Consider the following 23,609-nt stretch of genomic DNA (forward strand, 5'->3'; position numbering starts at 1 on the left):
CCCCTTCCCCGAGCGACCCGGGTGGGCCGCTTCGCACTATCCTTCAATGTCGGGGATCAGTTGTGCGACTGCGAATAATAAGACTGGAGCGGCCTGACTTCAAGGTTGCGCGTGGCCGAGGTTGCAATCGCCTTCGCCGCTTCGAGGCTGGCGGGCGCCGTGGTGAAGTACGGAATCTTCTGCGCCAGCGCCGAAGCACGGATCGGCTGCGAGTCCTTGAGGCTCTGCCACCCCTCGGTGGTGTTGAAGATCAGGTCGATCCCGCCGTCCTTGATCCGGTCGACGATATGCGGCCGGCCCTGCGCCACCTTGTTGACCCGCTCGACCGGCAGCCCGGCCGCGGCGAGATGATCGGCGGTCCCGCCGGTCGCGACGATGCTGAACCCGGCATCGACCAGCAGCCGCACCGCGGGCTCGATATGCGCCTTGTCGCTATCCTTGACGCTGACGAACACCGCGCCCGACGTCGGCAGCAGCATCCCCGCGCCGAGCTGCGACTTGGCGAAAGCGGTGGTGAAATCCTCCGCAATCCCCATAACTTCGCCGGTGGATTTCATCTCCGGCGAGAGCACCGGATCGATCCCCGGGAAGCGATTGAACGGGAACACCGCCTCCTTCACCGCGAAATAATCGATCGCGCGATCGATCTTGGGCAGGTCGCGCAATTTCTCCCCCGCCATCACGCGGCTGGCGATCTTGGCGATCGGCGCACCGATCGCTTTTGCGACGAACGGCACCGTGCGCGAGGCGCGCGGGTTGACCTCGATCAGATAGACGTTGCCGTCCTTGACCGCGAACTGGATGTTCATCAGCCCCCGCACCGCGAGCCCGCGCGCCAGCGCCTCGGCCTGGCGCTCGATCTCGGCGATGATCTCGGGGGTCAGCGAATAAGGCGGGATCGAGCAGGCGCTGTCGCCCGAATGGACCCCCGCCTCCTCGATATGCTGGAGCACCCCGGCGACCACCACATCGTCGCCGTCCGAAATCGCATCGACATCGACCTCGATCGCGTCGCGCAGATATTGGTCGATCAGAACCGGTGCGTCGCCCGACACCTGCACCGCAGTCTGGATATAATCCTCGAGCTGCGCCGGGCCGTCGACGATCTCCATCGCGCGCCCGCCGAGCACGTAGCTCGGGCGCATCAGCACCGGATAGCCGACCCGCTCGGCGACGATCAGCGCTTCCTCGCGGCTGCGCGCGATGCCGTTGGCCGGCTGGAGCAATTTGAGCTTGCCGACCAATGCCGCGAAGCGCTCGCGATCCTCGGCGAGATCGATCGCGTCGGGCGAGGTGCCGAGAATTGGAATGCCGGCCTTTTCCAGCGCACGCGCGAGGTTGAGCGGGGTCTGCCCGCCGAACTGGACGATCACCCCGACCAGCTCGCCGTTCGATTGCTCGACGTTGAGGATTTCGAGCACGTCCTCGGCGGTCAGCGGCTCGAAATAGAGCCGGTCCGAGGTGTCGTAATCGGTCGACACCGTCTCCGGGTTGCAATTGACCATGATCGTCTCGAACCCGGCGTCGGCCAGCGCGAAACACGCATGGCAGCAGCAATAATCGAATTCGATCCCCTGCCCGATCCGGTTCGGTCCGCCGCCGAGGATGACGATCTTCTTCCGGTCGCTGGGCTGCGCCTCATTCTCCGGCTCGCCGAACGACGGGGCCTCATAGGTCGAATACATATAGGGCGTGCGCGCATCGAACTCCGCGGCGCAGGTGTCGATCCGCTTGAACACCGGGCGCACCCCGAGCCGATGGCGCAGCGCGCGCACCTCGTCCTCGGTGACCCCGCCGGTCATCGCCACCACCGCCTCGTGGACCAGCCCCGAGCCGCGCGCGATCCCGCGTTCCATCCCGCGCAGATTGGCCGATTGCAGCGCCAGCCACGCGAGCCGCTTGTCGGAGAAGCCCATCGCCTTCAACCGGCGCATCCCGGCCGCCTCGATCGGCAGGCCATGTTCCATCACCTCGCGCTCGGCGGCGATGATCTCGGCGATCCGCTCGAGGAACCACGGATCATATTTGGCGATCGCGTGCACCTCGGCGACGGTGAAGCCCTCCCGCAGCGCCTGCGCCGCGACGAGCAGCCGGTCGGGAGTCGCCACCGCCAACGCCGCCTCGATCTCGGCGCGCGGCGCGCCGACGAGATGGTCGACCTGGTTGAAGCCGGAGAGCCCCGTCTCCAGCCCGCGCAACGCCTTCTGCATCGATTCGTGGATGTTGCGCCCGATCGCCATCACCTCGCCGACCGATTTCATCGCGGTCGACAGGATCGGCTCGGCACCCTTGAACTTCTCGAACGCGAAGCGCGGGATCTTGGTGACGACATAATCGATCGTCGGCTCGAACGACGCCGGGGTCGCCCCGGTGATGTCATTCTCGATCTCGTCGAGCGTATAGCCCACCGCCAGCTTCGCCGCGACCTTGGCGATCGGGAAGCCGGTCGCCTTGGAGGCGAGCGCCGAGGAGCGGCTGACGCGCGGGTTCATCTCGATCACGACCAGCCGGCCGTCCTTCGGATTGACTGCGAACTGTACGTTCGAACCGCCTGTTTCCACGCCGATTTCACGCAGCACCGCGATCGACGCGTTGCGCATGATCTGATATTCCTTGTCGGTCAGCGTCAGCGCCGGCGCGACGGTGATCGAATCGCCGGTGTGGACCCCCATCGGGTCGACGTTCTCGATCGAGCAGATGATGATGGCATTGTCCGCCCGGTCGCGGACCACCTCCATCTCATATTCCTTCCAGCCGAGCAGCGATTCCTCGATCAGCACCTCGGTGGTCGGCGAGGCATCGAGGCCCTTGCGGACGATCTCGATGAATTCCTCGCGATTATAAGCGACCCCGCCGCCGGTGCCGCCGAGCGTGAAACTCGGGCGGATGATCGCGGGCAGCCCGACCTTTTCCAGCCCCTCCAGCGCTTCGGCCTCGCTATGCGCGATATGGCTGCGCGCGGATTCGAGCCCGATCTTGTCCATCGCGTCGCGGAACTTGAGCCGATCCTCGGCCTTGTCGATCGCCTCGGCATCGGCGCCGATCATCGTCACGCCGAACTTCTCCAGCGTGCCGTCGCGGAACAGCGCGAGCGCGGTGTTGAGCGCGGTCTGCCCGCCCATCGTCGGCAGCACCGCATCGGGGCGCTCCTTCTCGATGATCCGCGCGACCACCGCCGGGGTGATCGGCTCGACATAGGTGGCGTCGGCCAGTTCGGGATCGGTCATGATCGTCGCCGGGTTCGAATTGACCAGGACGATGCGATAGCCCTCTTCCTTGAGCGCCTTGATCGCCTGCGTGCCCGAATAATCGAACTCGCACGCCTGGCCGATGACGATCGGCCCCGCGCCGATGACGAGGATGGAGGAGATGTCGGTGCGTTTTGGCATTAGCTTATCTTCGATCCTGGTTCTTCGATCACACCGAGATAGCCTCGGCCATCCTTGTCTTTTCCGAACGTGCAGTGCGCGCCCAAGCTTAGCGTCGTCGCACCGTGCGCGCTTCGGATTTTCGCCCTTACGCGCTGCACATCTGCCACAGACACGCCGCAACGTTGGGCGATTTCATCGTCAGAAACGTTGGCAACACATGCTCCGAGAAGCATGAATGCCAACAGAAATCTCACCGCAGCATCCCGACGAACTTCTCGAACAGATACAGGCTGTCCTGCGGTCCGGGCGAGGCTTCGGGATGATATTGCACGCTGAACGCCGGGCGGTCGGTCAGTTCGATCCCGCAATTGGAGCCGTCGAACAGCGACACATGCGTCTCGCGCGCGTTGGCCGGCAGGCTGTCGCGATCGACCGCGAAGCCGTGGTTCATGCTGGTGATCTCGACCGCGCCGTCGCTCAGCCGCTTGACCGGGTGGTTGGCGCCGCGGTGACCCTGGAACATCTTGGTCGTCTTGCCGCCGACTGCGATGCCGATCAGCTGATGGCCGAGGCAGATGCCGAACATCGGCAGCTTGGTGTCGAGCAATTGCCGGATCACCGGCACGGCATATTCGCCGGTCGCGGCGGGATCGCCGGGGCCGTTCGACAGGAAGATGCCGTCGGGGCCGAGCGCCATGATCTCGTCATAGCTCGCGGTCGCCGGCACCACCGACACTTTCGCACCCGCCTCAACAAGGTTGCGGAAGATATTGTGTTTGCTGCCATAATCGACCGCGACGACATGCGGGCGATCGTCGTCACTCGTGTGAACTTCGTGAACTTTGCCCTGATAGCCGAAGCCGAGCCGCCAGATGCCGCCCTCACGATTGTCGCCCCAGCCGAAATGGGTTTCGGTGGTCACCGCCTTGGCTAGGTCCATCCCCTCCAGCCCCGGCCAGGTGCGCGCCATCTCCAGCAGCAGCGGGATATCGAACTTGCCCGCCGCCGAATGCGCGATCACCCCGTTGGGGGCGCCGCCGGTGCGGATGCGGCGAGTCAGCGCGCGGGTGTCGATCCCGGCGAGGCCGACGCGCGCGTGGCGCTTCATCCACGCATCGAGCTGCTCGACGTTGCGGAAGTTGGACGGCGCGGTGACGTCCTCGCGGACGATCATGCCGAGCGCGTGGGGCTCGTCCGCCTCGACATCGTCGGCATTGGTGCCGACGTTGCCGATATGCGGGAAAGTGAAGGTGATGATCTGACCGGCAAAGCTCGGGTCGGTCATGATCTCCTGATAGCCGGTCATCGCGGTGTGGAAGCAGACTTCCCCCACCACTTCGCCCTCGGCGCCGAAGCCTCGCCCCCAGGCAACCTCGCCGGACGCGAGGACAAGGACGCCGGTGGCTCCTTCGGGCACGGCAAAAGGCTTGGCGTCGGCCATGATCGGCGGGCACTCCGTTCGTTAAAATTCGCGATGTCGCTAAGCCCCGTCCGCTAGGGATTTGCCCCCCTCGCGTCAACCGTCCGCGGGCGCTATCTCGCTCACATGATTCGAGACGACATCAAGCAAGCCCAGATCGCCGCGATGAAGGCCGGCGACAAGGAAACCCGCAGCGCGGTCAGCCTGATCCAGGCCGCGATCAAGAATCGCGACATCGAGGCGCGCACCGGCCCCGCCCCTGCCGACGACGACGCTTTGGTGGTCGAGGTGCTGCAGAAAATGGTCAAGCAGCGCCGCGAATCGATCGACATGTATCGCAAGGGCGGCCGCGAGGAGCTGGCCAAGGCCGAGGAAAACGAAGTCGCGGTGATCGAGCGCTTCCTGCCACAGCAGATGAGCGAGGACGAGACCCGCGCGGCGATCGAGACGATCAAGGCCGAGCTCGGCGCGAGCGGCATGAAGGACATGGGCCGCGTGATGGCCGAGCTCAAGGCGCGCCACGCCAGCGTGCTCGACATGTCCAAGGCGAGCGGGCTGGTGAAGGCGGCGCTGAGCTGAATCACCCGCTCGTCATTCCCGCGCAGGCGGGAATGACGGGTAGAGAGCGGGCGACCGCGTTAAATTTCATTGCGGGCGGAGAGCTCCCGGCGCATAGGGTATAATGCGCGGGTGAGTCTCTCCCCCGCCTTTCTCGACGAGTTGCGTGCCCGCACCTCGCTGTCGACGCTGATCGGCAAGACGGTGAAGCTCACCAAGGCCGGGCGCGAGTACAAGGGCTGCTGCCCCTTCCACAACGAAAAGACGCCGAGCTTCTACGTCAACGACGAGAAGGGCTTCTATCATTGCTTCGGCTGCTCGGCGCACGGCGATGCGATTCGCTGGATGACCGATCAGCGCGGGCTGCCGTTCATCGATGCGGTGAAGGACCTCGCCGCCGCCGCCGGGCTCGACGTCCCCGCCCCCGACCCGCGCGCCGCGCAGCGTGCCGAGCGGCAGAAGGGGCTCCACGACGCGATGGCCGAGGCGCAGGCCTGGTTCGTCACCCAGCTTTCCGGCATCTCGGGCGGCGAGGCGCGTGCGCTGATCGAGCGGCGCGGGCTGACCACCGAGACGGCGCGCGACTTCGGTCTCGGCTTCGCCCCCGACGCGCGCGGCAAATTGCGCACCGCGCTCAAGGATTATGGCGACGCCGCGCTGATCGAGGCCGGGTTGCTGATCAGCGTCGAGAATAAGGAGCCCTATGATCGCTTCCGCGGCCGGCTGATGATCCCGATCCGCGATCCGCGCGGGCGGGTGATCGCGTTCGGCGGCCGCGTGATCGGTGACGGCGAACCGAAGTACCTCAACTCACCCGATACGCCGCTCTTCGACAAGGGGCGCACGCTCTACAACCTCGATCGCGCCGCGCCGGCCGCGCGCAAGGCGGGGCGCGTGTTCGTGGTCGAGGGCTATATGGACGTGATCGCGCTGGCGCAGGCCGGCGTGGCCGAAGCGGTCGCCCCGCTCGGCACCGCGCTGACCGAACATCAGCTTGAGCGCCTGTGGCGGATGGTCGACGTGCCGATCCTGTGCTTCGACGGCGACGCCGCCGGGCAGAAAGCCGCGATCCGCGCCGCGCATCGCGCACTGCCGATGCTCGCGCCGGGGTGCAGCCTCGCCTTCGTCACCCTCCCCGACGGGCAGGACCCCGACGATCTGGTCAAGGCGAAGGGCGCCGCTGCATTCGAGGCGTTGGTGCGCGATGCCGAGCCTTTGGTCGATCGGCTGTGGAAGCACGAATTCGCCGCCGAGCCGCTCAACACCCCCGAACAGCGCGCCGGGCTGCGCCGCCGCCTCACCGAACTGGCGCAGGCGATCGCCGACCCTTCGGTACGCAGCGAATATCAGAACGAATTCCGCCACCGTTTCGACACCGCCTTCGCGCGCGCGCCTGCCGCGCGAGGCAACTTCACGCCGCGCGCCGCGGGTCGTCCCGGTCAGCGCTGGGCGCCCCCGCCGCTGCCGATCACCGAGGATGCCAAGGCGGTCCGCGCCGCGGGCGGGATCGATCGCGTGCTCGCCAAGGCGGTGCTCGCCGGTCTGATCCGTCACCCGGCGGAGATCGCGCGGCATATGGAGGTGCTGGGTAGCCTGCGCTTCGTCGATGGCGCGCTCGGGCGATTGTTCGAGGCCGTGGTCGATGTCGCGCTGGAGGATCGCGCGCTTGATAGCGGGCGGCTCGTTACCATATTGGCGCGGTCGGGTTTCGAAACAGTGGCTTCAGACCTGCTGCGGGCCGATACGATGCCATATAGTTTCACGCAGCGGACAGGGGATGAAAACCAGGCGCGCGCCGACCTCGATGAGGCGATCGCGATCCTGGTGGCCGGCCCGGAGGTGAATGCGGCGCTCGCGGAGGCAACTGCCGCGATGCAGGCGCGTTTCACCGACGAGGCGTTCGAGCGACAGGTAGCATTGGTGAAGGAAAAGCAGGCGTTGGAGCTTCGGCTTGCAAATCTCGTGCAGTCGAACGAAGACGCCCGCGCTTTTGGTTCCGAGGACGATTGATGGTGAAAGTGAACGGTAGCGGTGGCGACGATGCGACGGATGTGGCCGATGCCCCGCTGATCGATTTGAACGATGCCAACGTCAAGAAGCTGATCGCCCGCGCCAAAAAGCGCGGCTACATCACCTATGACCAGCTCAACGAGGCGCTGCCGCAGGACCAGATGTCCTCCGACCAGCTCGAGGACATCATGTCCGCGCTCAACGAAATGGGCGTGAACATCGTCGAGAACGAAGAGCAGGGCGAGGACGGCGAGGAGCAGGAAGCCGACGACGAGATCGATTCGGTCGATTCCGATCAGGAAAACGCGCCCGTCATCGAGAAGAAAAAGGAAACGGTCGATCGCACCGACGACCCCGTGCGCATGTACCTGCGCGAGATGGGGGCGGTCGAGCTCTTGAGCCGCGAAGGCGAGATCGCCATCGCCAAGCGCATCGAGGCAGGTCGCGACACGATGATCCTGGGGCTGTGCGAAAGCCCGATCACCTTCAACGCGATCATCGACTGGTCGACCCAGCTCAACGAAGGCACGATGCAGTTGCGCGAGATCCTCGATCTCGACGCGATGCTCTCCAAGGGTCCGTCGGCCGAGCAGGTCGAGGGCGCCGAGGACGATACCTCGGGCGAGATCAGCGAATCGAGCGCCGGCCCCTCCTACAAGGAGGAGGAAGAGCCAGAGGAAGAAGCGTCGTCCGACGAGGATGACGAACTGACCGAGCGTCGCGCGCGCCGTCCGGCCGAGGAAGAGGACGAGGACAATACCTTGTCGCTCGCGCAGATGGAGGAGACGCTCAAGCCGCAGGCGCTGGAGAAGTTCGCCAATATCACCGCGATCTACAAGAAATTCTCCAAGATGCAGCTCCAGCGGCTGGAGGCGATGGGCGCCGGCGGCGAGCTCGCGGTGGTCGAGGAACGCAAGTATCAGAAGCTGCGTGAGGAGCTCACCGCCGAGGTGGAGAGCGTCCAGTTCCACAACGCCAAGATCGAATATCTCGTCGACCAGCTCTACAGCTTCAACCGGCGCCTCACCGCGCTCGGCGGGCAGATGCTGCGTCTGGCCGAGCGCCACAAGGTGAGCCGCAAGGACTTCCTCGATCGCTATATGGGCCACGAGCTGGACGACACCTTCCTCCAGTCGGTCAACGGGCTCGACAAGAAGTGGACCGCCTTCGCCACCAACGAGGCGGGCGCGGTCGAGCGCATCCGCACCGAAATCGCCGAGATCGCGCAGCAGACCGGGATGGCGCTCGGCGAGTTCCGCCGCATCGTCAACATGGTCCAGAAGGGCGAGCGCGAGGCGCGGATCGCCAAGAAGGAAATGGTCGAGGCCAATCTGCGCCTCGTCATCTCGATCGCCAAGAAATATACCAACCGCGGGCTGCAGTTCCTGGATCTCATCCAGGAGGGCAATATCGGCCTGATGAAGGCGGTCGATAAGTTCGAATATCGCCGCGGTTACAAATTCTCGACCTATGCCACCTGGTGGATCCGCCAGGCGATCACCCGCTCGATCGCCGATCAGGCGCGGACGATCCGTATCCCGGTGCATATGATCGAGACGATCAACAAGCTGGTCCGCACCAGCCGCCAGTTCCTCCACGAGCAGGGCCGCGAGCCGACCCCGGAGGAAATGGCCGAGCGTCTGTCGATGCCGCTCGAAAAGGTGCGCAAGGTGATGAAGATCGCCAAGGAGCCGATCTCCCTCGAAACGCCGATCGGCGACGAGGAGGATTCGCACCTCGGCGATTTCATCGAGGACAAGAATGCGGTGATCCCGGTCGACGCGGCGATCCAGGCCAATCTCAAGGAGACGGTCACCCGCGTTCTCGCCAGCCTCACCCCGCGTGAGGAGCGTGTGCTGCGCATGCGCTTCGGGATCGGGATGAACACCGATCACACGCTGGAAGAGGTCGGCCAGCAGTTCAGCGTGACGCGCGAGCGTATCCGCCAGATCGAGGCCAAGGCGCTGCGCAAGCTCAAGCACCCGAGCCGCAGCCGCAAGATGCGGTCGTTCCTCGATCAATAACGCGGCGCTGACACCGTGAAACAGAGCAAGGGCGGTCCGAAAGGGCCGCCCTTCGCTTTTGCCGAGACGGGAATCCCCCGGCGGCACGGGGGTGCGATGCCGCCGGGGGCCGCACAAAGCCCGGAGCGGGGCCGTGCGGCTTGCACCGGATGCGGTGAATCGGGACCGAACCTTCACCGTCATCCTGCCGATCGGCTTTGAAGGAGGGGAGCCGCCGTCGACAGGCTCGTTCTACCCGCCGGACGATTGCTGCCCGGTCGACGGATCACGCGCCCTATTCCGCGCGAAATGCGTATCCCGGTGTCCCGCACCTGGTCTGGACTCCCGCAGTCGTGGAGCACATTCAGATGAGATCGCCTTGCCCGATTTTACCTCCACATCGGGGGCGAACCGCGCAATTTGCCGGGCAACCCGGCCCGATCTGACGCCAATCCATTGCCGCTCCCGGCGCGCCGCGCGCAGAATCGCGACATGCCGATTCCCGATCAGCTCCGGCAGCGCGGCGATCAGCGCGTCACCGCTTCGCAGCTCGTGCGGAATTTCGGCCTGTGGCAGGAACGGGCGGCACGCGGCCCGGTCTATGTTCTCCACCGCGGACGCCCGCGGCTGGTGCTCACCTCGATCGACCTGATGGATGCGTTGTGCGCGCCGCATGTGGCGCCTCGGGCGGATGATTCTGCGCTCGCCACCTTGCTCGACGCCGACGGATCGATCGCACTGATCCTTGATCGCGAGGGCGATATCCTGTTGGCGAGCGCAGCCGCGCGTGCGCGTTTCGGGGAGACGCTGCGGCGCGGCGCACACCCGGGGGCCTTGGATAGAACCGGCGGCGAGCTGCTCGACGCCGCGGCGGCGCGCGTCATCGCGAGCGGCATCGCCGAAACGATCGAGATCATGCCTGACGCCTTTCCCTCGCGCCGCCTGCGCTGCCGGCTCTCCCCCTTTCCCGACGGTTGCCTGTTGCGCGCCACCGACATGACCGCCGAACAGGCGCTGGCGGCGGCGCAGGCACGCGCGCGCGCCGTTCATGCCGCCGGCGAATCGGCCGGGGCGATCGCGGTGCGGCTGAGCCTGCGCGGCTATGTCGTCGCGCCCGGCGCCGCGCTCGCTGCGCTAACCGGGGTGTCCCGGGAGGCCCTGGCGACCGCGCGGTTCGCCTCGCTGCTGGCGGTGACGAGCCGGGTGGCGGTCGGCGAGGCGATCGAAGCCGTCGCCGGTGACGGCATCGCGCGCCGGGTCGACGCCGAATGCCTGGTCGACGGCGCCACCGCCGTTTCCGTCACGCTCGGGCTTGCCGCGGCGGCGATCGACGGCCGGATCGAGGAACTGGTCGCCACCATCGTTCGTCGCATCGCATAAACCCCCTCTTTACGTCGTTGGGTTAGGCAAATGGCTTGCGCAGGGCCCGACTCGACACGGCAGGTACCGTTCGGGCGTGGCCCAACCAACGCGCGCGTGTATTGTGCGCTGGACGAGGGACGATCGTGGCAAGTGTAACTGACCCCGCAACCATTTCGCTCGGCGAATCCGTGGCGACGCTCGTCGACGCCGACGGCACCGGCAACACCGGCTGGCCGACCGCGCTCGCTTATCCGGGGGCGCCGCTGCGTGATCTCGCCGATGCGGTGCATAATATCTGTGCGCTGCACGGCATGGCGCCGAGCATCGTCGAACAGGCGAGCGAAGCGCCTGGCCCCGACGAACTGCGCGCGTGGTTGCGGACGACGGCCATTGCTTTCGACGAGGAACGGACTCTGCTCGCCGCGCTGGTCGCCGCGGTCGGCCCGCTTCCCTCGACCCCGGGTCAGGCGCAATCGGAGGCGACGGTGCTGGCGCAACGTCATGCGCTGGCGATGCTTGCGGTGTCGGATCGCGTCGGATGCGCGGCAGGCGCGGCGGCGGCCTTCCTGCTCGACTGGAGCGCGATCCGCCGCATCCTCGCGCTGGCCGGCGATCGCGTCGGAACCCGCCTCCCGCCGAGCCCGCTGCCGCGCGCGAGCGCGGTGATCGCGGCGCTCTCGGCATTGGGCGACGCCAGCGGCACCCAGCGAGCGGTCACTTTCGGCGCGCAACAATTGCTCGCGCAGCATCGCGGGCTGTGGGAATTGCTCGATGCCCGTGCCTCGGCGCGGCGTGGGAATTAACGCCCCCTCCGAAGAACGGGATCACCTATCTTCCGTTCAGGGCGAACGGTTCATATCTGGCGCGGCATTCCCTTCCCGTCACCCCGGCCTTGAGCCGGGGTCCATCGGGAGGCAGGCGCGAAGCAAGAGGTTCTGGCCGAAACGCCCGAGGCACAATGGATCCCGGCTCAAGGCGGGATGACGGGCGGGCTCACTCCGCGATCAGCGGCCGCTCGCTCTCGTCCTCGGCATGCCCCGCGAGCAACTCGACCGGGGAGATCGTCTCGATCTCGCGCGCGCCGGGCTCGATATTGAGGTCGCGCAGCTTGCGCGCGCTCACCAGCGCGCGCGATTCGAAGCTCGCGACGAAGCCGTTGTAATTCTTCACCGCTGTGTTGAGCCCGCTCCCGACGACGCGCAGATCGCCGACCGCCTTGGCGAGCCGGTCGTACAATTCCTTGCCCAGCGCACCGATCTGCCGCGCCTCGGTCGCCAGCCGCTCCTGCCGCCACACCGCCGAGACGGTGCGCGCGATCGCGATCAGATTGGTCGGGGTCGCCAGCAGCACGCGCTTGTCGAACGCCGCATCCCATAGGGTCGGATCGTGTTCGAGCGCGGCGGAGAGGAAATGCTCGCCCGGCACGAACATGATGACGTAATCCGGCGCATCGGGGAACTGGCTCCAATAAGCTTTCGCGCCCAAGGTGTTGACGTGCGCGCGCATCGCATTGGCATGCGCGGTCAGCCCGATCTGGCGCTCCTGCTCGTCGACCGCGGCGAATGCGTCCTGATAGGCGTTGAGCGACACTTTGGCATCGATCACCAAAGATTTGCCGCCCGGCACGCGCACCACCGCATCGGGGCGCAGCCGCTCGCCGTCGTCGCCGGTGACGCTCACCTCAAGCGCAAAATCGGTATGTTCGGCGAGTCCGCAGGTCTCGAGCACGTTGCGCAATTGCTGCTCGCCCCAGCGTCCGCGCGCCTTGGGCGCGGCGCGCAGCGCGTTGACCAGCTTCTGCGCCTCCGCGCGCACCGATTCCTGCCCGACGCGCATCGCCTCGATCTGGCCGTAGAGGGTGCCGAACGCGTCGCGCCGCTCGGCCTCGACCTTGGCCACGCCTTCCTCGTAGCGCTGCAACCGCTCGGTGACCGGCTGGAGCAAGGCGCGCAGCCCCTGCCCCGCGCTTTCCTCCGACTGGCGGAAGCGTTCGTCGGCGCGTTCGAGGAACGCCTTCTGCGCCTCGCCGAGCAGATTGCCCGCGACCTCACGGAAACGGCCGGCCAGATCATCCTTCGCCGCCTTGAACTCGGCGAGCCGCGTCTCGAACGCCGCCGCCTCGGTCTCGCGCCGGGTAACTTCGGTACGCGCCTCGTCGCGCTCGCGGCGCATCGTCTCCAGTTCCGCGCGCAGTCCCTCGGCCGCCTTGGCACGTTCGCTCGCGGCGGCGAGATCGACGATTGCGCGCTTGAATTCCTCGGTGCGCTGGTCGCGCTCTGCCTGCAGCGCCGCAACCTCGCGGCGCGCGACGAACCAGCCGATCGCCAGACCGACGACGAGCGCGACAAGCGCGATGGCAGCGACTTCAATCATCGCCGGAACATAATCGGAACACGACTTAACTGTCTAGGTCGGATCGACATTCGCTCTAAAGCGTCATGCCGGGCTTGATCCGGCATCCAGAGCAACGGGCGATGAGGTTCTTGGCTCTGGATGCCGGGTCCAGCCCGGTATGACGAACTACCTAGACGGGCGTCTCGATCGAGGCGGGCGGCGTGCTGAACCAGCGCGGGCCTTCCGGGGTCATATGGAAGCAATCCTCCAGCCGCACCCCGAATTTGCCGGGCAGATAGAGCCCCGGCTCGTTCGAGAAGCACATGCCCGCGGCGAGCGGGGTCGTCTCGCCGTGGACCAGATTGACCGGCTCATGCCCATCGAGCCCGATGCCGTGCCCGGTGCGATGCGACAGGCCGGGGAGCTTATACCCCGGGCCATAGCCATATTTCTCGTAAAGCGCGCGCACCGCGTCGTCGACCGACCCCGCCGGCGCGCCGATCCGCGCCGCGGCGAGCGCAATGCGCTGCCCTTGCGCGACCTGATCCCACACCTTGCGCTGCGCCGCGCTCGCGCTGCCGTGAACCCAGGTACGCGACACGTCGGACTGATAGCCCTGCACCGTGCAGCCGCAATCCATCAGCACCACTTCGCCTTCGGCGACGCGATGCACCTCGCGGCTGCCGTGCGGATAGGCCGAGGCTTCGCCGACCAGCGCCATCGAGAATTCGACATCGCCGCCCAGCCGGCGCGTCGCCGCAGTCATCAGCGCGCCGATCTCGCCGCCGGTCATGCCCTTTTCGACCCGCGGGTGGACCCAGCGGTACGCGGCGATCGTCACGTCGGTCGCGGCCTGCATCAGCGCGATCTCCGCCGGGGTCTTGATCATCCGGCAGCCGCGCACGATCGGATTGGCGGAGACGAGCTTCACCCCAGGCAACGCCCGGGCCAACCCGTCGAAGGCGAAGAAACGCGCGGTTTCCTCTATGCCGACCGGCCGGCCAGCGAGCTTGCGATCCTTGAGGAACCCGGCGACCACCGCGAGCGGGTTCTGATCCTCCTGCCACACCCGCACCTCGGCCGGGACGGCGAGCGTCTCGCGCACCGACGGTTCCTCGAAGAACGGGGCGACGATGCACGGCTCGCCCTCCGCCGGGATGATCGCCGCGGTCAGCCGCTCGCTGCGATGCCACATCACCCCGGTGAAATAGATCATGCTCGATCCGGGCTCGATCAGCACCGCGCCGATGCCGTGGCGTTGCATCAGCGCTTGTGCGCGGGCGAGCCGCGCCGCGCGCTCCGCGGCGTCGACCGGCTTCACCGCGCGGGTCATGTCGCCCAGCCCGGCCAGATCCGGCTCGGCGGCGCGGAGCACCCCCGCAAAGCTCGCGAGCGGCAGCAAAGCAGCGGCCCCGAGCAGGCCACGGCGCGTCGGCAGAAAACGATGGATCGTCATGACGAAGCGATACGGCGCTTGACCGCGCGGCAGCAATCCCCTTTGCCTCCGCGGCACATATCGGGAGGGCATATGGGCAAGAGGCTGACCACCTATATCTTCATCGCGTTGTTGCTGGGCCTGGTGGTCGGGCTGGCGCTCAATATGGCGATCGGCGACGGCTCGGCGCCGGCGCAGGCCCGGCTCGAGGAGATCGCGGGCTATTTCTCGATCGTCACCGCGATCTTCCTGCGGCTGATCAAGATGATCATCGCCCCGCTGGTTTTCTCCACGCTCGTCGCGGGGATCGCGCAGATGGGGGATACCAAGGCGCTGGGCCGGATCGGTATCCGCAGCCTCGGGTGGTTCATCGGCGCCAGCCTGTTGTCGCTCGGGCTCGGGCTCCTGCTGGTCAATCTGTTCCAGCCGGGGGTCGGGGTGCATCTGACGCTCCCGGCGGCGAGCGCGGCGACGGGGGTCGAAACCGGCGCGTTCAACCTCAAGGATTTCATCTCGCATATCTTCCCGACCTCGATGGTCGACGCGATGGCGAAGAATGAGATCCTGCAGATCGTGATCCTCTCGATCTTCGTCGGGGTGGCGATCACCGCGGTCGGGGAAAAGGCCGAGCCCCTGGTCCGCGCGATCGACGCGCTGGTGCATGTGATGCTCCAGATCACCGATTATGTGATGCGCTTCGCCCCCTTCGCGGTGTTCGCCGCGGTCGCCGGGACGCTCACCGAGCGCGGGCCGAAGGTGATCGGCCAGCTCGCCTATTTCATGGGCAGCTTCTATCTCTCGCTGTTGATCCTCTGGGCGATCCTGCTCGGGATCGGCGCCTTGTTCATCGGGCGGCGGATCGTCGACCTGACGCGGCAGGTGCGCGAGCCGTTGCTGGTCGCTTTCTCCACCGCTTCATCCGAGGCCGCCTATCCGCGGATGCTCGAGGCGCTCGAGCGGTTCGGCGTCCCGCCGCGCGTCGCGAGCTTCGTGCTGCCGCTCGGCTATTCGTTCAACCTCGACGGCTCGATGATCTATATGGGGTTCGCCTCTCTGTTCATCGCGCAGGCCTATGGCATCCATCTGCCGATCGAAACGCAGATCACGATGCTGCTGGTGCTGATGGTCACCTCGAAGGGGATCGCCGGGGTGCCGCGTGCGAGCCTCGTCGTGATCGCGGCGACCTTGCCGATGTTCCATATCCCCGAGGCGGGGCTGTTGCTGATCCTCGCGGTCGACCACTTCCTCGACATGGGGCGGACGGCGACCAATGTGATCGGCAATGCGGTGGCCAGCGCGGTGGTCGCGAAATGGGAGGGCGACCTGCCCCCCGCCGGCTCACCCGGACCGCAATAACGCCACCCCCGCATCGCGCTCGAACAGATAGAGCGCGGTGCGGGCGGTCTGCCCGCGGTCGGCGTCGAGCCCGCCGTCGCGGTCGATCAGCAGCCGCGCATCGTCGGTCGCGGGCGGGAGCAAGGCGCCGAGCTGCTCGGGCGCGACAAGCCGGAACCCCGCCTCCCCCGACTGGCGCGTGCCGAGCAATTCGCCCCCGCCGCGCAGCCTCAGATCCTCTTCGGCGATGCGGAAACCGTCATTGGTCTCGCGCATCAGCGCGAGCCGCGCGCGCGAGGTTTCGGACAAGGCATTGCCGCGCAGCAACAGGCACATCGAATGCCCCCCGCCGCGCCCGACCCGCCCGCGCAACTGGTGGAGCTGCGCCAGCCCGAAGCGATCGGCATGTTCGATCACGATCAACGTGGCATTGGGCACGTCGACCCCCACCTCGATCACCGTCGTCGCGACCAGCACGCCGTGGCGGCCCGCGGCGAAGGCGGCCATCACCGCGTCCTTTTCGGGGCCGCGCATCTTGCCGTGGACCAGCCCGACGCGATCGCCGAAATGCGCGGCGAGCGCCGCGGCGCGCGCCTCGGCGGCGGCGAGATCGACCTTCTCGCTCTCCTCGACCAACGGACAAACCCAATAGGCCTGCTTCCCCTCGGCAAGATGCCGGCCGAGCGCGGCGACCACTTCGTCGACCCGCTCCTCGCTGATCACCCGCGTTTCGACCGGCTCGCGGCCGGGGGGCATTTCGTCGAGCCGGCTCTGATCCATCTCGCCATATTGCGCGAGCGTCAGCGTGCGCGGGATCGGGGTCGCGGTCATCGCCAGCAGATGCGGGGTGACGCGGCCCTTCGCCGACAAGGCCATCCGCTCGGCGACCCCGAAGCGGTGCTGCTCGTCGACCACCACCAGCGCGAGATCGCGATACCCCACCGCTTCCTGGAAGATCGCATGCGTGCCGACGAGGATATCGATCGAGCCGTCCGCCAGCCCCATCAAGGTCGCCTCGCGCGCGCGCCCTTTGTCGCGCCCAGTGAGCACGGCAATCTCCACCGGCAACCCGGCGAGCGTGCGACGCAACGTCTCATAATGCTGCCGCGCGAGGATTTCGGTCGGCGCGAGCATCGCCCCCTGCGCGCCCGCCTCGACCGCGATCAGCAAGGCCAGCGCGGCGACCAATGTCTTGCCCGAGCCGACGTCGCCCTGCAGCAAGCGCAGCATCGGCGCCTCCTGCACCAGATCGCCCTCGATTTCGGCGGCGGTCCGCGCCTGTGCCCCCGTCAGCGCATAAGGCAGCTTGAGCTGGTCGCGCAGCCGCCCGTCGCCTTTCAACGCGCGCCCGCGCCGCCGCCGCGTATCGGCGCGCACCAGCATCAGCGCGAGCTGGTTGGCGAACACCTCGTCATAGCCAAGCCGGGTCCGCGCCGCCTGATCGGCCGGATCGGTGTGGATGCGGGTGATTGCCTCCTTCCAGCCGGGCCATTGGCGCTTGGCCTTCAGCCCCGCGTCGATCCACTCGGGGAGATCGGGCGCCCGCGCCAGCGCCTGCTCGACCAGCCCGGCGAGCCGGCGCGAGGTGATCCCTTCGGACAAAGGATAGATCGGCTCGCGCTCGCGGAATCCCTCGTCGCCCTCGATATCGGGGTGGATGATCTGAAGCTCCTGGCCATAGGTTTCGAGCTTGCCCGAAATCCGCACCGAGGTGCCGAGCGGATAGAGCTTCTTCACCCAACCGGAGGAGCCGCCGAAATAGACCAGGCTGACGATATTCCCCGCCGCATCGGCCGCCTGCACCCGCGTCGGCGCGCGCGCCGAGCCGGTGCTGCGGATATCGCGCGGGGTGAGCGTGATCGCGATCGTCCGCCCCGCGTCGCTCGCATCGAGCCTAGTGCGCGGCAGGCGATCGATCCACCCGGTCGGCAAATGGAATAGCAGATCGACGACGCGCGCGATCCCCAGCCGCTCGAGCGGCTTGGCGAGCGCCGGCCCCACGCCCTTCAACGCGGTCACCTCGGCGAACAACGGATTGAGGATATCGGGTCGCATGGTTATCTGTGCACAGCCCTAACCGTTCGGGTCGAGCTTGCGAAGCCCACGGAAGGAACGACTTTTCCAGAAAGCCGACGGCATTTCGATGCTGCCGGCCATTTTGTCATTGGAGTCCGGATGGACCACGAAATCCGCCTCAAACGCCTGAGGTTCCGCGCCTGGCATCGCGGCACGCGCGAAGCCGATCTGATGATCGGCGGTTTTTTCGACGCGCATCACGCCGGCTGGAGCGCGGCAGAACTCGACTGGTTCGAAACTCTGCTCGAGGAACAGGATGTCGACATCATGGGTTGGGCGATCGGCTCAATCCCCTGCCCGCCGCAATGGGATGGCGCGATGATGCACGCGATGCGCGCGCTGAATTACGTGCAGGTGCCGAAGTGACGTTCCTCCCCTCCCTGGAAGGGAGGGGTCGGGGGTGGGTTGGCCCGCGAGGATGCGGACCGGTGCCCCCCACACCAACCCACCCCTAACCCCTCCCTTCCAGGGAGGGGAACAAGTTGGCCCTCCCGCGCGAGGGCAGGAAATAGATGCCCGAACTCAAGCAGATCCTCACCGCCACCTCCCCGCTGACGCTTGCGGGCGTCCCTGCGGGTTTCCTGCCGTCGCTGCTCGCCGATCTCGCGCGCGCGGCGCCGCGGCGGGCGGTGTTCATCGCGCCCGACGAGGCGGCGATGCGCGCGATCGCCGCCACCGCGCCGTTCTTCGCGCCCGAGCTGGAGGTGGTGGAATTCCCGGCGTGGGATTGCCTGCCCTACGACCGCGCCTCCCCCACCCTGCGCGTGATGGCCGAGCGGATCGGCGCGCTCCACCGGCTGCAGCGGAAACCGCGCGGCGCGCAGCTCGTCCTCACCACCGCCAATGCCGCGACCCAGCGCACGCTCACCCCGTTCCGCATCCGCCAGCTCGTCGCCAATCTCAAGCCGGGCGAGCGGATCAGCCGCGAACGGCTTGCCGCGCTGCTGCAGGCCAATGGCTATGTCCGCACCGACACGGTGCATGACGCGGGCGAATATGCGATTCGCGGCGGGATCGTCGATCTGTTCCCGAGCGGCGAGGAACAGGCGTTGCGGCTCGATTTCTTCGGCGACGAGATCGAGAGCGTCCGCACCTTCGACCCCGCCGACCAGCGTACCACCGGGCGGATCGACGGCTTCACCCTGCTCCCCGCGTCCGAAGCCCTGCTCGACGAGGAAAGCATCAAGCGCTTCCGCACCCGCTATCGCGAGACCTTCGGCGCGACCGCGACCGGCGATCCGCTTTATCAGGCGGTGAGCGACGGGCGACGGCTCGCCGGGATGGAACATTGGCTGCCCTTGTTCGAGGAGAAGCTGGCGAGCATCTTCGATCATCTCGGCGAGGATGCGCTGGTGATCCGCGACAGCGGGGTCACCGCCGCCGCCGAGGCGCGACTGGAGGCGATCGCCGATTATTACGAGAACCGCAAACGCGCCGAGGCCGCCCAGCCCGGCAGTTATCGCGCGCTGACCGCCAAGACGCTCTATCTCGACGATGCCGAATGGCGCGCGGGGCTCGACGCGGCGACCGCGCATCTCACCACCTCCTTTCACGAGCCCGAATCCGCCAGCGTGGTCGATTTCGGGGTCGATGGCGCACGCGATTTCGCCCCGGAGCGCGCCGCCGGCACCAACGTCTATGAGGCGGTGGTCGCGCACCTTGCCAAGCTGCGCAAGGACGGCCGGACCCCGGTGCTGGCAAGCTATTCGGTCGGCGCGCGCGACCGGCTCGGCAATCTGCTCAAGGATCACGGGCTGAACGGCGCCAAGCCGGTCGAGACGTGGCAGGAGGCTTTGGGGGTCGGCGAAACGCAGGTCGCGCTGATCGTCCTGCCGCTCGATCACGGCTTCACCGCGCCGCGCGTCGGGTTGCTCACCGAGCAGGACATGCTCGGCGACCGCCTCGTCCGTCGCCAGAAGCGCCGCAAATCAGCCGATGCCTTTCTCGCCGAGCTGGCGACGCTCTCGCCCGGCGATCTCGTCGTCCACGTCGATCACGGCATCGGCCGCTATGAGGGGCTGACCTCGATCCCGGTCGGCAACGCGCCGCACGATTGCGTCGCGCTGACCTATGCCGGCGGCGACAAGCTCTACGTTCCGGTCGAAAATCTCGAAGTCCTGTCGCGCTACGGGTCGAGCGAGGAAGGCGCTGCGCTCGACAAGCTCGGCGGCGAGGCGTGGCAGCGCCGCAAGGCGCGGATGAAGGAGCGCATCCGCGAGATCGCCGGCGAGCTGATCGCGGTCGCCGCCGAACGCGCGCTGCGCACCGGCGAGGTGGCCGAACCCGACAGCAACGGCTTCCCGACCTTCGTCGATCGCTTCCCTTATGAGGAAACCGACGATCAGGATCGCGCGATCGAGGATGTGCTGGCCGATCTTTCCGCCGGCAAGCCGATGGATCGGCTGATCGTCGGCGATGTCGGCTTCGGCAAGACCGAGGTGGCGCTGCGCGCGGCGTTCGTCGCGGCGATGGCCGGGATGCAGGTCGCGGTCGTGTGCCCCACCACATTGCTCGCGCGCCAGCATTACCAGAATTTCGTCGCGCGCTTCGAGGGCTTCCCGATCAATATCGGGCGCCTCTCCCGCCTCGTCTCGGCCAATGAGGCGAAAGCGACCCGCGAGCGGCTCGCCTCGGGCGATCTCGATGTCATCATCGGCACGCATGCGGTGCTGGCGAAGGGGGTCGAGTTCAAGCGGCTCGGGCTCGTCATCGTCGACGAGGAACAGCGTTTCGGCGTCACCCACAAGGAGCGGTTGAAGGCGCTCAAGAGCGACGTCCACGTCCTCACCCTCACCGCAACCCCGATCCCGCGCACCTTGCAGATGGCGATGTCGGGCCTGCGCGAATTGTCGGTGATCCAGACCCCGCCGGTCGACCGCCTCGCAGTGCGCACCTATGTCATGCCGTGGGATCCGGTGGTGCTGCGCGAGGCGTTGCTGCGCGAACATTATCGCGGCGGGCAGAGCTTCCTCGTCACCCCGCGCATCGCCGATCTCCCCGATATCGAGGAGTATCTGCGCAACGAGGTGCCCGAGATCCGCTATGTCATCGCGCACGGCCAGATGGCGGCGGGCGAGGTCGAGGAGCGCATGTCAGCGTTCTACGACAAGAAGTTCGAGGTGCTTGTCTCCACCTCGATCATCGAGAGCGGGATCGACATCCCTTCCGCCAATACGATGATCGTCAACCGCGCCGATCGCTTCGGGCTGGCGCAGCTCTATCAGCTGCGCGGCCGCGTCGGGCGCTCCAAGACGCGCGCCTATGCGTATCTCGTCACCCCGCCCGAACGGCAGATGACCGATGCGGCGGAAAAGCGTCTCAAGGTGCTGTCCGATCTCGATTCGCTCGGCGCCGGTTTCCAGCTCGCCAGCCACGATCTCGATATCCGCGGCGCGGGCAATCTGCTCGGCGACGAACAATCGGGGCATATCAAGGAAGTCGGCTACGAACTTTACCAGTCGATGCTGGAGGAGGCGATCCTCGACGCCAAGGCGGGCGGGCTCGCCGAACGCAAGCGCGATTTCTCGCCGCAGATCACCGTCGACGCGCCGATCCTGATCCCCGAGGATTATGTCCCCGATCTCGATCTGCGCATGGGGCTCTATCGCCGGCTCAACGAGCTCGACGACAAACAGGCGCTGGAGGCGTTCGCCGCCGAGATGATCGACCGTTTCGGCACGCTTCCCGACGCAACCGAAAATCTCATCCGCGTGATCGAGATCAAGATGAACGCCAAAAAGGCGTGCGTCGCGAAGATGGATATCGGGCCGAAGGGCGCGCTCGTCACCTTCCACGACGATCGTCCGCCCAATGTCGAGGGGCTGCTCGCTTATGTTCAGCGGCTGGGGGCGATCGCCAAGCTCAGGCCGGATTCGAAATTCGCGCTGACGCGTTCATGGCCTGACGCCGATGCGCGGCTCAACGGTGCGCTGCAATTGTCGAAAGGGCTGGCGAAGGCCGCGGGTTGAGCATCCAGCCCGCGACCAGCGCGGCGAGCCCCGCGCTGTCGAGCGCGCCGGCGCAGAGATAGCCCTGGTAGAGATCGCATCCCTCGCCCGCGAGCAGATCGCGCTCCATCGCGGTTTCCACTCCCTCGGCGATCGTCGCGAGCCCCAGCGCATGCGCCATCGCGATCACCCCGCGGACGATCACCCGGTCGCGCGCCGATCCGGCGATATCGCGCGTCAGGCTGCGGTCGATCTTGAGGTAATCGAGCGGCAGCGCCTTGAGATAGGCGAGGCTCGAATAACCGGTGCCGAAATCGTCGATCGCGACGCGCACCTCCTGCTCGCGCAACGCCCCCAGCGCGGCGGCGGCCACGTCGAGGTCGCCGATCAGCCCCGTCTCGGTGATCTCGGCGGTGACGCGCGCGCGCGCGATGCCGCTTTCCGCGACATGATCGAGGAAGCGCGCAACGAAATCGGGCCGCGCGACATCGGCCGCGGTGACGTTGACCGAGATGCGCAGTTCCGCGAGCGTCGCCGGCCAGTCAGACGCGGCGCCCAGCGCGCGCATCAGGATATGTTCCGACAGCGCCGCCCCGAGATCGGCGCGGTCAGCGGCGGCGAACAACGTCTCCGCCCCCAGGATACCGAGCATCGGATGATCCCAGCGCGCCAGCGCCTCGACCCCGGTGATCGCCCCCGAGGCCAGCGTCACCTGCGGCTGGAACAGGATCGCAATCTCCTGGCGCTCGATCGCGCGATGCAGATCGGCCGCGAGCCGGGCGAGCGGTGCGGCATGCGAGCGGGCCGCCTGGCGCACCGCGCCGCCGTCGCGTGCCGGCTCCAGCGCCTCGCGCGCGCGGGTCGGCAGATCGTCGACCTGGCCGCCGTTCGCCGCGCGTGCGACCCCGATCCGCGCGCCGAGATTGACCATCGCGTCGCCGGTATCGAACGGCCGCGCCAGCGCGGTCTCGATCGCCGCCACCACCGTCGCCAGCGCCGCCTCGTCCGCCGCAAGCGCGATCTCGAACAACGCGCCGTCGCCGCGCGCGATCTGGCGATCCCTCGGCGCGACCGGCGACAATGCCTCGACGATCCGCGCGAACGCCGCCGCGAGCAACGCATCGCCGGTCGAGCGCCCGAATGCCGCATTGACGATATCGAACCGCGTCAGGCGGATCGCGATCATCGCCAGCGCGGTGCCGTCCGCCGCGCGCGCGGCGAGGAAACGCGCCACCTCGCCCGGCGCCGCCTCGTCGATCCGTCGCGCGCGCGCCTGACGCCGCACGCGCCGCGCGTGACGCCCGGCGAAGCGCAGCGAGCGCAGCAACGCCGCGGGCTCGTCGCCCACCACCGCATGCGTCGCACCCGCATCATAGGCCGTGTCACGCGCGGCATCGTTCGTGACGATCGCGAGCAGCCCCGATTGTTCCTCGAACGCGACCCCGGCCAGCGCCGCCAGCGTCGTCATCTCGCGGCGCGCGTCGACCAGCCGGACGAGCGGCGCGGTGTCCGTGCTTACCCAGCCGGCGGCGGCGAGGAGCGGCTCAAGCGCCGCGCGCGCCGCGTCGGGCGCGATGGCAATCGTATAGGTCGGTGTAGTAAAGGCCGGCATCGGCGCCTGTGTTAGCGCTCCGCCGCCGCCGCGCCAATCGTCACGCACGTCCCGATATGAGTCATTTCGGGACCGGTTCTTTTGCACTCCCCTCCCGACCAGGAAGGGGAGTTGAGGCTTGCCGCACCGGGTCGGAGCGCCTAGCT

At 67.2% G+C, this 23,609-nt stretch carries 14 protein-coding genes; 8 read left to right on the top strand and 6 right to left on the bottom strand.

Going from position 1 to position 23,609, the window contains the following annotated elements:
- Window positions 1–56: 56 nt before the first annotated feature.
- Together carB and carA are read right to left on the bottom strand one after the other, a co-directional pair.
- A complete protein-coding gene (gene carB / locus NED98_RS05460) occupies window positions 57–3,389 on the bottom strand; it encodes a carbamoyl-phosphate synthase large subunit (protein ID WP_265312161.1) in 3,333 nt (1,110 codons plus the stop codon).
- A 232-nt stretch (window positions 3,390–3,621) separates the two neighbouring features.
- Window positions 3,622–4,812 carry a glutamine-hydrolyzing carbamoyl-phosphate synthase small subunit gene (gene carA / locus NED98_RS05465; RefSeq protein WP_265312162.1) on the bottom strand — a complete coding sequence of 397 codons (1,191 nt, stop codon included), beginning with the start codon at window positions 4,810–4,812 and terminating at the stop codon, window positions 3,622–3,624.
- A 105-nt stretch (window positions 4,813–4,917) separates the two neighbouring features.
- Here carA and NED98_RS05470 point away from each other — a divergent pair, with 105 nt between their 5' ends.
- The 5 genes from NED98_RS05470 (at window position 4,918) to NED98_RS05490 (ending at window position 11,527) form a co-directional block, all read left to right on the top strand.
- On the top strand, window positions 4,918–5,370 hold the full coding sequence (locus NED98_RS05470; protein WP_265268307.1) for a GatB/YqeY domain-containing protein: 453 nt from the start codon (window positions 4,918–4,920) through the stop codon (window positions 5,368–5,370).
- A 111-nt stretch (window positions 5,371–5,481) separates the two neighbouring features.
- A complete protein-coding gene (gene dnaG, locus NED98_RS05475) occupies window positions 5,482–7,359 on the top strand; it encodes a DNA primase (RefSeq protein ID WP_265312163.1) in 1,878 nt (625 codons plus the stop codon).
- Window positions 7,359–9,383, top strand: coding sequence for an RNA polymerase sigma factor RpoD (gene rpoD, locus NED98_RS05480; protein WP_265312164.1), 2,025 nt, complete (start codon window positions 7,359–7,361; stop codon window positions 9,381–9,383). Before dnaG ends, rpoD begins: the two co-directional genes overlap by 1 nt.
- Window positions 9,384–9,854: 471 nt before the next feature.
- Complete coding sequence (locus tag NED98_RS05485) at window positions 9,855–10,742, top strand: hypothetical protein (protein WP_265312165.1); 888 nt, start codon at window positions 9,855–9,857, stop codon at window positions 10,740–10,742.
- Window positions 10,743–10,867: 125 nt separating this feature from the next.
- Window positions 10,868–11,527 carry a DUF6975 family protein gene (locus NED98_RS05490; RefSeq protein ID WP_179511825.1) on the top strand — a complete coding sequence of 220 codons (660 nt, stop codon included), beginning with the start codon at window positions 10,868–10,870 and terminating at the stop codon, window positions 11,525–11,527.
- Window positions 11,528–11,717: 190 nt separating this feature from the next.
- Here the strand turns inward: NED98_RS05490 and NED98_RS05495 are convergent, their stop codons facing one another.
- Both NED98_RS05495 and NED98_RS05500 read right to left on the bottom strand, forming a co-directional pair.
- On the bottom strand, window positions 11,718–13,097 hold the full coding sequence (locus NED98_RS05495; RefSeq protein WP_265312166.1) for a DNA recombination protein RmuC: 1,380 nt from the start codon (window positions 13,095–13,097) through the stop codon (window positions 11,718–11,720).
- Window positions 13,098–13,248: 151 nt separating this feature from the next.
- The gene (locus tag NED98_RS05500; protein WP_265312167.1) at window positions 13,249–14,514 is read right to left on the bottom strand and encodes a M24 family metallopeptidase; all 1,266 of its coding nucleotides are present in this window, start codon (window positions 14,512–14,514) and stop codon (window positions 13,249–13,251) included.
- 72 nt (window positions 14,515–14,586) lie between these two features.
- Between NED98_RS05500 and NED98_RS05505 the strand changes: the two genes are divergently transcribed.
- Window positions 14,587–15,849, top strand: a complete 1,263-nt coding sequence (locus NED98_RS05505; RefSeq protein WP_179511828.1) for a dicarboxylate/amino acid:cation symporter — start codon at window positions 14,587–14,589, stop codon at window positions 15,847–15,849.
- Here NED98_RS05505 and recG read toward each other — a convergent pair.
- Complete coding sequence (gene recG, locus NED98_RS05510) at window positions 15,832–17,883, bottom strand: ATP-dependent DNA helicase RecG (RefSeq protein WP_265312168.1); 2,052 nt, start codon at window positions 17,881–17,883, stop codon at window positions 15,832–15,834. The two genes, NED98_RS05505 and recG, sit on opposite strands and share 18 nt — an antisense overlap.
- Before the next feature lie 120 nt (window positions 17,884–18,003).
- On the opposite strand from recG, the gene NED98_RS05515 reads away from it, so the two are divergent.
- Window positions 18,004–18,270, top strand: a complete 267-nt coding sequence (locus tag NED98_RS05515; RefSeq protein ID WP_179511830.1) for an FAD assembly factor SdhE — start codon at window positions 18,004–18,006, stop codon at window positions 18,268–18,270.
- A 146-nt stretch (window positions 18,271–18,416) separates the two neighbouring features.
- A complete protein-coding gene (mfd, locus tag NED98_RS05520) occupies window positions 18,417–21,872 on the top strand; it encodes a transcription-repair coupling factor (protein ID WP_265312169.1) in 3,456 nt (1,151 codons plus the stop codon).
- Here mfd and NED98_RS05525 read toward each other — a convergent pair.
- A complete protein-coding gene (locus tag NED98_RS05525) occupies window positions 21,823–23,463 on the bottom strand; it encodes a GGDEF domain-containing phosphodiesterase (protein ID WP_265312170.1) in 1,641 nt (546 codons plus the stop codon). The genes mfd and NED98_RS05525 overlap by 50 nt on opposite strands.
- Between the last annotated feature and the right edge of the window lie 146 nt (window positions 23,464–23,609).

Source organism: Sphingomonas lycopersici, assembly GCF_026130605.1.
Taxonomy (GTDB): Bacteria; Pseudomonadota; Alphaproteobacteria; order Sphingomonadales; family Sphingomonadaceae; genus Sphingomonas; species Sphingomonas lycopersici.